This is a genomic window from Nonomuraea deserti, from assembly GCF_004348685.1.
In the GTDB taxonomy this organism is placed as follows: Bacteria; Actinomycetota; Actinomycetes; order Streptosporangiales; family Streptosporangiaceae; genus Nonomuraea; species Nonomuraea deserti.
In genome coordinates this window covers 25,774-36,932 of record NZ_SMKO01000088.1, presented here as the reverse complement: position 1 = coordinate 36,932, position 11,159 = coordinate 25,774, and the positions used below count along the sequence as shown (strand labels likewise).

Annotated in this window: 10 protein-coding genes; 7 read left to right on the top strand and 3 right to left on the bottom strand. The window is 71.9% G+C overall.

The window, feature by feature from the left end:
* The 3 genes from E1292_RS27925 to E1292_RS27915 all read left to right on the top strand — a co-directional run.
* Positions 1-903 (top strand): sensor histidine kinase (locus E1292_RS27925; protein WP_132598183.1); only part of this gene is annotated, 903 nt, incomplete at its 5' end.
* A gap of 144 nt (positions 904-1,047) precedes the next feature.
* Entirely contained in the window at positions 1,048-1,647 is a 600-nt protein-coding gene (locus tag E1292_RS27920; protein WP_132598182.1) for a TetR/AcrR family transcriptional regulator, read from the top strand.
* Between the two features lie 75 nt (positions 1,648-1,722).
* Positions 1,723-2,703, top strand: coding sequence for an AurF N-oxygenase family protein (locus tag E1292_RS27915; RefSeq protein WP_132598181.1), 981 nt, complete (start codon positions 1,723-1,725; stop codon positions 2,701-2,703).
* Here the strand turns inward: E1292_RS27915 and E1292_RS27910 are convergent.
* Entirely contained in the window at positions 2,700-3,473 is a 774-nt protein-coding gene (locus tag E1292_RS27910) for a class I SAM-dependent methyltransferase (RefSeq protein WP_165974774.1), read from the bottom strand. The two genes, E1292_RS27915 and E1292_RS27910, sit on opposite strands and share 4 nt — an antisense overlap.
* 49 nt (positions 3,474-3,522) lie before the next feature.
* Between E1292_RS27910 and E1292_RS27905 the strand changes: the two genes are divergently transcribed.
* On the top strand, positions 3,523-4,350 hold the full coding sequence (locus tag E1292_RS27905) for a copper resistance CopC family protein (RefSeq protein ID WP_132598179.1): 828 nt from the start codon (positions 3,523-3,525) through the stop codon (positions 4,348-4,350).
* Positions 4,347-5,387 carry a CopD family protein gene (locus E1292_RS27900; protein WP_132598178.1) on the top strand — a complete coding sequence of 347 codons (1,041 nt, stop codon included), beginning with the start codon at positions 4,347-4,349 and terminating at the stop codon, positions 5,385-5,387. The genes E1292_RS27905 and E1292_RS27900 overlap by 4 nt, the downstream gene beginning before the upstream one ends.
* 135 nt (positions 5,388-5,522) lie before the next feature.
* Here E1292_RS27900 and E1292_RS27895 read toward each other — a convergent pair whose 3' ends face one another.
* On the bottom strand, positions 5,523-6,707 hold the full coding sequence (locus E1292_RS27895) for a hypothetical protein (protein ID WP_246090376.1): 1,185 nt from the start codon (positions 6,705-6,707) through the stop codon (positions 5,523-5,525).
* Between the two features lie 17 nt (positions 6,708-6,724).
* Positions 6,725-7,561 (bottom strand): class I SAM-dependent methyltransferase, encoded by an 837-nt coding sequence (locus tag E1292_RS27890; protein WP_132598177.1) that lies wholly within the window; start codon positions 7,559-7,561, stop codon positions 6,725-6,727.
* Positions 7,562-7,629: 68 nt separating this feature from the next.
* On the opposite strand from E1292_RS27890, the gene E1292_RS27885 reads away from it, so the two are divergent.
* Both E1292_RS27885 and E1292_RS27880 read left to right on the top strand, forming a co-directional pair.
* Positions 7,630-10,317, top strand: coding sequence for a CocE/NonD family hydrolase (locus E1292_RS27885; RefSeq protein ID WP_132598176.1), 2,688 nt, complete (start codon positions 7,630-7,632; stop codon positions 10,315-10,317).
* A complete protein-coding gene (locus tag E1292_RS27880; protein ID WP_132598175.1) occupies positions 10,314-11,159 on the top strand; it encodes an ABC transporter permease in 846 nt (281 codons plus the stop codon). Before E1292_RS27885 ends, E1292_RS27880 begins: the two co-directional genes overlap by 4 nt.

Here is an 11,159-nt window from a genome sequence, read left to right as displayed (position 1 = left end):
CGCCCGCCCTGGTACGCCGCCCCCGGCGCGATCGCCTTCCTCGTCCTCGCCTCCGCGGCACTGGTCGTGCTGACCTGGTACGGCGTCTCGCACGTGGTGGCCAAGACGCTCGCACCCGTCAACCGCATCACGAGCAGGCTGGCCGAGATCACCGCCGACGGCGGGGGGATGCGCGTGCCCGTGCCCGAGAACGCCGACGAGATCCGGGCGCTCGCGGAGACCGCGAACCGCACGCTCGCGCGGCTGGAGGACTCGATGGAGCACCAGCGCAGGTTCGCCTCCGACGCCTCGCACGATCTGCGCAGCCCGATCACGGCGATGCGCACCGAGGTCGAGGAGGCCCTGCTCGCCCCCGGCGAGGCCGACTGGCAGGATGTCGGCGGCAAGCTGCTCTCCAGCCTCGACCGGCTGCAGAACATCGTCACCGACCTGCTGACGCTGGCCAAGCTCGACGCGGGCGCCCCCGCCCGGCTCGCCCCGGTCGACTTGAGCGAGCTGGTCACCGCCGAGGTCGCCAGGCCGCGCACGAAGGACGTCCGGATCTCGGTGCAGCCCGGCGTGGTCGTGACGGGCGACCGGCTGAGGCTGGCCCGCCTGCTGACCAACCTGCTGGACAACGCCGAGCGGCACGCGGAGCGTACGGTCGCCGTGATCGTGCGCCGCGACGGCGAGGCCGTGCTGGAGGTGCTCGACGACGGGGCGGGCATCGCGCCCGAGCACCGCGAGATGGTCTTCAGGCGCTTCACCCGGCTGGACGCCTCGCGCAGCCGCGACGCCGGCGGGACCGGGCTCGGCCTGCCGATCGCCCGCGAGATCGCGCGCACGCACGGCGGCACGCTGAGGATCGAGGACTCCCACGCGGGTGCCCGATTCGTCCTGCGGATGCCGGTAAGGGAGGAGTAAAGGTGGGTAGTAATGGTTTTCGACCCCTCGCCGAGAACGCCCGGAGATCCACCAGTACCATGATCACCGCGAGATGACGCAACAGACGGCGCGCCCAGTTTGTCCAATAAGAACCCTTTTGATGAGAAATTAGAGTTACCCGCTGTGGCATCAGGTTTCAGCCGATTACGGCGCGAGGATCTTCTGAAGACGGCCTGCGAGGTGATCGCCGAGCAGGGGTTCGGGCATACCAGGACCATCGACATCGCCAGGGCCGCCGGCGTCAGCCAGGCGCTGCTCTTCTACCACTTCGAGACCAAGGACCGGCTGTTCGCCCAGGCCTTCACCTACGCGGCCCGCCTGCACCTCGACGCCCTGAGCGACATCGAGCGATCGCCCGGCACGCCGCTCGAGCGGCTGCGCACCCTCCTGCGGCTCTGCTCCCCCGCGATCCCCACCGAGGGCTGGAGGTTGTGGATCGACGCGTGGTCCGAGGCGATGCGCAGCTCCGAGCTGGAGGACATCTCGCGGCGCATCGACGCCCAGGGCCGTCTCATCCTTCGCGAGATCATCGAGGCCGGCGCGGCCTCCGGCGAGTTCGTGTGCGCCGACCCCGAAGGGGCGACGTGGCGGATCCTGGCGCTGGTCGACGGGCTGGCGGTCCAGATGCACGTGCACCCCAGGGCGCTGTCCCGGCGCCGGGCCGGCGCGCTCATCCGCACGGCCGCCGCCAACGAGATCGGAGTCGCCCCGGAAAAGCTGTGACGAAACCTGCGGCCCTCACCTTCCCGCGCTATTGGATGCTTCGTACAATACCGGGCGAGGAGAGGAGCGCACGCGATGGCACAGGCACCGAGCTCTACCGCCGCCAGGGAACGCGACGAGCAGGTCGCGAACAGGAAGGCCTACGAATCGGTCATCGAACGCCTCTCGAAGGCGTCGGTCGACAAACACTGGGAGCCCTATCGGGACATCCCGTGGGACGACCCCGAGTTCCAGGTGGATCCGGCCGACCCACGCTGGGAGCTGCCCTCGGTCGACAAGCTGGGCGGCCACCCGTGGTACCGCGGCCAGCCCCCGGAGAGGCGGGCGGCGATCGGGTTGTGGCGGGTGGCCACCGCCATGAAGATCGGCCTGCAGTTCGAGAACCTGCTCAAGCGCGGGCTGCTCAACTACGCCTACCGGCTGCCGAACGGAGCGCCCGAGTTCCGGTACGTCTACCACGAGACCATCGAAGAGGGACATCACGGGATGATGTTCCAAGAGTTCGTGAACCGTACGAAGCTTCCCGTGCGTGGCATGCCCGGTCCGCTGTCGGCGATCGCGCAGGCGGCGCCCTTAATCCCGCTGATCTCGACCGAGCTGTTCTTCGTGTTCGTGCTGGGCGGCGAGGACCCGATCGACCACGTACAGCGCAAGGTGCTCAAGGACGACAGGGCGCACCATCCGCTGGAAGAGACGATCATGCGGATCCACATCGCGGAAGAGGCCAGGCACATCTCGTTCGCCCGCCACTACCTGCGCAACCGGGTGCCGCGGATGCCGGCGTACCGGCGGCTCCTGCTCGGCATCGCCTCCCCGATCATCCTCGGCGTGATGGCCCGCATCATGCTGGCGCCCCCCGGCGCGCTCATCAGGCACTTCAAGATCCCCTTCAGCGTCGTGTCGGAGATCTACCTGCGCAACCCGGCGGCCAAGCAGGAGATCCGCGACTCCATCGGCAAGACGCGGGAACTGTGCGCCGAGCTCGGCCTGATCAACCCGCTGACCCGGCGGATCTGGCGGCTCATGGGCATCTGGGCGGAGCCGGGGCGCGCCTAGCGCGCCCGACCGGGCGGCCGCCTGGCGATCAGGACCTCGGTCACCGTCACCTGCTCCCACGTGCCCCGAGGGTTGTGCGCGAGCAGGGCGCGCCTGGCCGCCCGGGTGAAGGACTCCATCCGGTCCCCGAGCCTGGCGGGAGAGGTGTAGGAGTAGGACAGCTGCAGGCCGATCACCGCCTCCAGGTCGTAGACCTGGCGGTATTCGTACGGGATCGCGTCCAGGTCGCTGAACGGCGAGGCGGCGAGCACGTCGTCGTGGTGCTCCCCCGTGGCCTGGTACGAGTTGGTCGCCGTGAAGGTGTTGACGCCGAACGCGTCGCGCACCCGCCGCATGGCCGGCTCCCAGGGCAGCTCCTCACCCGCGCGGGACGGGCCGACGAGCGCCACGACACCGTGCGCGGGCAGCAACTCGTCCAGCTCCAGCAGCACCGCGCGGCGGTCCATCCAGTGGAACGACCTGCCCATGACGACATGGTCGAACCCGGGCAACTCCCGCAACCGCGTGGAATCGCCGCTCAGCCAGCGGATGTTGCCCGCCCGCGCCGCCAGCCGGCGGCCCTCCGCCAGCATCTCCGCGTCGGGATCGACGGCCAGTACCTCCCGCACGCGCCGCGCGAGCGGGATCGCGACCGTGCCGGGACCGCAGCCGAGGTCCAGCACCGTGCTGTCGTCGCCGAAGGTCATCGCCAGGTGCTCGATGGCCGGCTCGCCGTGACCGGCCCGGTATTTGGCGTAGTAGGGAGCCGCGCCGCCGAACAGGTCCGTCATGGATGGGACCATATACAGGTTCGAGACGCGACGATGGAAGGTTTCCCCTGTGAGGCGGCTACTCACGGTCCTGCTGCTCGCCTTCACGGCGACCGGGATCGCCCTCTCCCCTGCCGAGGCGCACAACGTGCTGATCAGCAGCGACCCCAAGGACGGAGCCACGCTGACGGCCTCTCCCGCGCGGGTGACCCTGGTCTTCGACCAGCCGGTACGCCAGGGATACGCGCAGGTGGGCGTCACCGGGGCCGGCGGGTCGGCCTGGGCCGACGGGGCCGCCGAGATCGCCGCGGAACGGGTGTCGGTCAAGGTCAAGCCGCTGGCGGCGGGCGGCTCGTACGTCGTGGGCTACCGCATCCTGTCGGCAGACGGGCACCCGGTCACCGGGAAGATCGGCTTCAGCCTGACCACGGACGCCGGCGGGGTGGCCTCCGGCACCGCCGACCAGGGAACGAACGACGGCACCACCGAGACCCGAGCCCAGGGGACGAACGGCGACGCCGCCGAGACCGCGGCCGACCCCGACGCCGCCGAGATCGCGGCCGACCCCGACGCCGCCGAGGCCGCGGCCGACCCCGACGCCGCCGAGGCCGCGGCCAACGGCGGGGCCGGGATGGCCGTGGTGTGGATCGTGGGAGCGCTGCTGCTCCTCGCCATGGGCACCGCCGTGGCCCTCCGCCGCGCGAGACCCGCCCAGGCAACCGCCATGCCCGGCACCACCCCCGACCACGCGCCCGGCCGCACCGACCCCGCGCCGGGCACCGCGGCCGATCCCGCGCCCGGCGGCACCGCTGCCCTCGTACCCGGCACCGCCGACCCCGCACCCGGCGGCACCACCGGCACCGTGCCGGGTTCCGCGGCCGAGGGGACGAAGGCGTGACCGTCACCGCTCCCCCCGCTCCCGCTCTGTCCGGGCAGCGCGTCGGCGGGCGGCTCGTGGCCGGCGCGTTCCCCGTGTGCGCCATCGTCGCCACCGTGGCCGCCAGTTCGTTCTCCGCGCAGGAGGCCGTACCCGGCATCCCCATGCCGGGGCCGCTGGTGTCGGTCGGGCTGCCCGTCGTGCGGGCGCTGCTCGACGTGTCCGCCGTCGCCGTGGTGGGGCTCAGCCTGGTGGCCAAGCTGCTCGGGTTCGACCGGCCCGAGTACACCGAGCCGGTGATGGTCCGCGTCCGGCCCCTTGCGGTGATGGCGGCCTGGGCGTGGGCGATCTGCGCGCTGCTCACGATCGTGTTCCAGGCGGCCGAGCTCAACCCCGGCGCCGTGCCGACGTTCGGGATGATCGCGGACTATGTCGGAAATGTCGGAACGGGCCAGGGGCTGCTGTTCAGCGCGGCGTGCGCGCTGGCGGCGGCGGGCATCGGGCTGATGGCGGTGCGGTTCGGCGAGAAGGTGCCGGCGGAGCTACGCGTGATCGTCGCGCTCTTCGGGCTGCTGCCCATCCCGGTCACCGGGCACGCGGTCAACTCCATCTGGCACGACCCCATCATGATCTCGATGGAGATCCACGTGATGGGGGCGGCGGCATGGGCGGGCGGCCTGCTGGTGACCGCCGTCTTCGTCGCGCCCCACCCGGGCCTGCTGGCCATGGTGCTGCCCAAGTTCTCTAAGATCGCTTCGGTGTGCCTGCTTCTGGTGGCGCTGTCCGGGCTGATCACGGGGCTCGGCACGATGGCGCTCACGCCCGGGGTGAAGCTGCCCGAAGCGCTCCTGACCAGCGACTACGGGCTTCTGGTCGTGACCAAGGTCACGCTGGTGGCCCTGTTGGTGCCGCTGGCGGCGCACATCCGTTTCCGCCTGCTGCCCGCTGTCCGCAAGGGCCGGGCCACCGCCCTCGTGGGATGGGCGGCGGCCGAGGTCGGCGTGATGGGGCTGGCGTACGGCGTGGCGGTGGCGATCACCCGCGCCTCGATCGTCTGACGACGCCGCGCAGCGACCCGCGAGGAGGGCGACGGGAATCCTCCGGCGCGATGGAGCCGGACGCGACCCGCCGACGCCGCGGAGACGCGGCCGACCCGCCCGGCACCGCGGGAAACGGGTGCGGGGCGGTCGGCGCTATGGAGTGACGGGTGCGATCACAGGAGAGGTGGCCCCGGCCGGTCGCGGGCGGCGCCTGCTCGCGACCCACTCCACCACCAGCCAGCCGGCCAGCAGGCCGAGCCCGGCCCAGACGGCCGACGACGTGGCCGGCGGGGGCGCGCCGAGCAGGCCTTCCTGGCCCTTGAGCACGTCGTACACGCCGCCCATGACCGCGTTCTGGGCCGTCAACGCGACGTACGCGCCGGCTGTCGCCCCCGCGGCCCCCAGCAGAGCGCGTACGGCGGGCATCCGTACCAGGAACGCGACGTCCACCAGCAGCCCGGCTACCACCAGGAAGAACGGCACCGCCGACGGCGGGAACCCGGTGTACGTCAGCAGCGGCCAGATCAGGGTGCGGACCCCCACGTAGGCGGCGGCCACCAGCGTGGCCCCGCCGAACCTGCCGATCAGCATCCTGGCCACCACCAGCACCGCCACCCCGACGACCACCGCGTAGACGGGGTAGAGGAAGTCGGGCACGGGCAGCGCGAACCCGGTCATCATCGTGCGGTCGACCGGCCGCCCCATCTGGTCGGCCGCGAACTGCAGCAGGATCGGCTCGGCGTAGACGGCGCCGTTGTCCCAGGCGCCGATCGACAGGATGCCGTATTCCTGGTGCTGTTCGGGGAAATGCACGTTCTCCAGGAAGAACGCGAGGAACGCGCCGAGCACGACCACGCGCTCCCGGCCGGGCGGCGCGCCCATGAACCAGCCCCGGACCACGCCCGCGATCATGAAGAACGTTCCAAGGTAGAGCATGATGTGCGACGGGCTCCACGAGGTGATGTCGAGCCCGTTGACGCGGTGGTTGATCAGGTCGAGCGGGACCGCGACGAGGAAGATCCCGGTGCCCCACTGGATCAGCCGCAGCGCGGCCTTGTCGACGCCGTAGCCGGTGTAGCCGTGGATGATGGTCAGGGCCAGGGCGAGGGCCGTGCCCGCGGAGTTGAGCAGGTGGGGTGGGGCGAGGTCATCGCGCAACCACTTGAAGTGCCACGAAACGTCCCACGCCGAGCCGAGCAGCTTGAGCGTGAACGCCACCAGCCATCCGAAATAGAGCACCCTGAACAGGTCGTGCGGCGTCTCGCGCCCCGCCTGGCCTCTGGTCCAGTAGGGCAAGGCCCACTCGGCGGCCTTCTTGATAGATGCTGGAGACTTCACGGAAGAGAATCTTACGGTCACCGTTCCGGTCGGTGGCCGGGAGTGGGTGCCGGGGGAGGTCCGCTGCCGGCCGAGGCGCGCAGGGAGTACATGAGGGGGAGCTTGGGTGCGCCGCCGGGGACGCGGTAGCGGCCGTCGGCGGCCTCGAGCGTGGCGAAGCGCTGGAAGAGGGTGAAGTCGTGCTCGTGGAGAAACTCCACCCGCAGCCCCGCCGCGCACACGGCGCTCACGACCTCGCCGAGGCCGTGCTGGAACTGCACGGACGTCTGGTGTTCGAGCACCTCGCCGCCGGTGTACGTGTGCGGTTCGACCCAGACCTGCGGCTCGCGGTCGAAGTAGTCGTGCGTGACGGTGGTGCCCGTGGCCTCGTCCAGGATGTCGGGGAAGGGATGGAACTCGGCGAGATAGAGGAAGCCGCCCGGCTTGAGCAGCGCGGCGACCGTCCGCGCCCACCGCGTCAGGTCGGGCAGCCAGACCAGCGCCCCCACGCCGGTGTAGACGATGTCGTACGCGGCCCGTCCCAGCGCCTCGGCCGCGTCGTACACGTCGGCCGTGACGAACCTCGCCGGGAGGCGGCACGCGGCGGCGATGGTCTCCGCCTGAGCGACGGCGGCGTCGGAGAAGTCGAGACCGGTCACCTCCGCCCCGAGCCGGGCCCAGGCCAGGGTGTCGAGGCCGATGTGACACTGCAGGTGGGCCAGGCGCCGGCCGGACACGTCGCCGACCTCCTCCCGCTCGAACGACCTCAGCGGGCTCCGGCCCGCGACGAAGCCGTCGACGTCGTAGAAGTCGCTGCCGGCATGGATGGGCACCCGGGAGTTCCAGTTGGCCCTGTTGGTCTCCAGATAGTCCACGACGTCAGAGCCTAGACACGGGCGGCCCGTCTCAGCGATCTCTCAGGTGCGGTCAGTAGGCTCACCGCATGAAGCGTGTGGCCGCGTCGGCGGCGGCGCTCGCCCTCATCGCAGCGACGACGTGGCTGGTGTGGCCGTCGGGTGCCGAGGTGCGGGGCCAGGATCAAACCATCACCGTCGTCGACGGGCCGGCCGACGACCAGCGGGTCGAGCTCGACACGACGTTCTTCCCGCCGCCGGGCGGAGGGAAGGCCCCTGCCGTGCTGCTCGGCCACGGTTTCGGCGGCAGCAAGCGGAGCGTCGAGGACGAGGCGATCCGCATCGCCCAGGACGGCTACGCCGTACTGACCTGGTCGGCGCGCGGGTTCGGCCGCTCGACGGGCGAGATCGCGCTCAACTCCCCCGACTACGAGGTCAAGGACGTCAAGCAGCTCATCGACTGGCTGGCCAAGCGTCCCGAGGTCCTGCTCGACGCGTCGGACGACCCGCGCGTCGGCATCGCGGGTGGCTCGTACGGCGGCGCCATCGCGCTGATGACGGCGGCCCACGACCGGCGCGTCGACGCCATCGTCCCGCGGATCACCTGGTCGGACCTGGCCGACGCGCTCTTCCCCAACACGGCCGTCCCGCTCTCCGCGGCCGGCGACGCCGGCCAGAGCTCCGCCGCCGGCAGCCTGCCCGAGGCGGAGAACGGCGTGTTCAAGCGCATGTGGGCGGGCATCTTCTTCGGCCAGGGCGTCTCGCTCGACAGCCTCGCCCTGCGGGGGCGGCCCGAGACCGCCCGGCCGCTCACGCCGGAGCAGGCCAGGTGCGGCAGGTTCCGTCCCGAGATCTGCGCCGTCTACGAGGAGGTCGCCAAGACGGGCAGGCCCACCCCGGAGGCCGTCGACCTGCTGCGCGAGTCGAGCCCGATCACCGTGGCGGCCCAGATCAAGGCGCCGACCCTGCTCATCCAGGGCCAGCGCGACTCGCTGTTCCCGCTCAGCCACGCCGACGCCAACGCCAGGGCCATCGCCGCCGGGGGCACACCCGTCAGCCTGGCCTGGTTCGACGGCGGGCACGACGGCGGCGACGGCGAGGCCGACTGGGTGTTCGAACAGTCGTCGGCCTGGTTCGCCCGCTACCTGAAGGGCGAGGGTGACGGGAAGACGGCGCCGCCGGTCAGCGCGTTCACGGTGACCCGCGACGGCGGGCGCGACCCCGGCACCCGCCAGCGCGTCCGCCTGCACCCCGAGACCGGCTCCTACCCGGGCCTCGGAGGCACCGCCACCAGCACCGTCGAGCTGGCGGGCCCCGCCCAGAACATCGCCAACCCGCCCGGCGGCGCGCCCGCCTCGATCTCGTCGGTGCCCGGCGTCGGCGGCCTGCTCGGCGGCCAGAACAGCCCCGGTGTCGCGATCGACATGCCGGGCCAGAGCGCCGCGTTCGAGTCGCGGCCGCTCACCGCCCCGCTGCAGCTGACCGGCAGCTCGACGGCCACGATCAGGGTGTCGGGCCAGGGCGGGACCGAGGCGACCCTGTTCGCCAAGCTCTACGACGTGGCCGACAGCATCCAGCCGCCCACGCTGCCCGCCGGTCTGGTGGCGCCGATCCGGGTGGCCATCCCCGAGGGCGCGACCAGCGCGGAGGCCACGATCACGCTGCCCGCCGTCGACCACGCCTTCGCCGCCGGCCACCGGCTGCGGCTGGTGCTGACGACGACGGACATGGGGTTCGCGACGCCCGCCGAGCCCGCCACGTACCAGGTCTCGCTCGTCTCCTCCACGCTGACCGTCCCGACGGTCGGCACGCTGGCCGCCGCCTCGGGCGGGGTGGCGTGGTGGGTGTGGGCGATGCCGCTGGCCGCCGTGGTGGTCGCGGCCGCGCTGCTGGTGACCGGCCGCGCCCGGGACCGCCGCCGCCCCGGTGCCCGCACCGGAGCCGCCGCCCTCCCCGAGCCCGCCGACGGCCGCACCCCCGTGCTCACCGTCAACGGAGCGGCGGCCGAGGCGCCCGCACCGGATCCTGCGGTGCCGCTGGAGATCAGCGGGCTGGCCAAGGCGTACAGCAACGGCGAGCTCGCCGTCGACAACCTGTCTTTCCGCGTCGAGCAGGGCCAGGTGCTGGGCCTGCTCGGGCCGAACGGCGCCGGCAAGACGACCACGATGCGGATGATGATGGGGCTCATCCAGCCCGACGGGGGCGAGATCCGCATCTTCGGCGAACGGGTGACGCCCGGCGCTCCCGTGCTGTCCAGGCTCGGGTCGTTCGTCGAGGGGCCGGGCTTCCTGCCGCACCTGTCAGGGCGGGACAACATCGAGCTCTACTGGGCCGCCACCGGACGGCCCGTCGCCGACGCCCACTTCGACGAGGCGCTGGAGATCGCCGGCCTCGGCAAGGCCCTCCAACGGGCCGTACGCACCTACTCCCAGGGCATGCGCCAGCGGCTGGCCATCGCCCAGGCCATGCTCGGGCTGCCCGACCTGCTCGTGCTCGACGAGCCCACGAACGGGCTCGACCCGCCCCAGATCCGGGAGATGCGCGAGGTGCTCAAGCGCTACGCGCGCGACGGCCGTACCGTGATCGTCTCCAGCCACCTGCTGGCCGAGGTCGAGCAGACCTGCAGCCACGTCGTGGTCATGCACCGCGGCAAGCTGGTCTCCGCCGGCCCGGTGTCGCTGCTGCTCAGCTCGGCCCCCCGGTCGGCCGGTGCCGGCAACGGGCACGGCACGCGCCTGGAAGACGTGTTCCTCGACCTCATCGGAGACAACGCATGACCGCCGCGCCGGGCTACGCGCCCCGCCGTACGCTGCCGCTGCGGGTGGAGATCGTCAGGCAGTTCAAGCGGCGCCGCACGATCGTGATGTTCGGGCTGCTGCTGGCGCTGCCGTGGATCCTCGTGATCGCGTTCCAGTTCGGGCCGCAGGGCGGCGACCGGGACCAGTCGCTGCGCATCTCCGACCTGGCGACGGAGAGCGGCCTCAACTTCGCTGCCTTCGCGCTGTCCGTGTCGGCCAGCTTCCTGCTGGTGGTCGCGGTGGCGCTGTTCTGCGGCGACACCGTGGCCAGCGAGGCCAGCTGGTCCTCCCTGCGCTATCTGCTGGCCGCGCCGGTTCCCCGCGACCGGCTGCTGCGGCAGAAGCTGATCGTGGCGCTGGGCTACTCGGCGGCGGCCGTGATCTGCCTGCCCGTGATGGCGCTGCTGGCGGGCACGCTGGCGTTCGGCTGGAACGACATCCAGGTGCCCGGCACGGGCGAGACCATCCCGGCGCTCGACGTGCTGCCGCGCTTCGGCATCGTGATCGCCTACGCCCTGGTCAGCCAGCTCGTCGTGGCCGCCCTGGCCTTCCTCGTCTCCACCATGACCGACTCCCCGCTGGGGGCGGTCGGCGGGGCGGTCGGCCTGTGGATCGTCTGCACCATCCTGCAGGCGGTCGAGGCGCTGGGCGTGCTCCGCGAGTTCCTGCCGACGTTCTGGAACAACGCCTGGCTCGACGCGCTGGCGCCCGAGCTCGAATGGAGCGGCATGATCAAGGGCGCCTCGGTGTCGATCACGTACGCGGCGATCCTCATCGCCGTGGCCTTCCGCCGGTTCCGGCGCAAGGACGTGGTCAGCTAG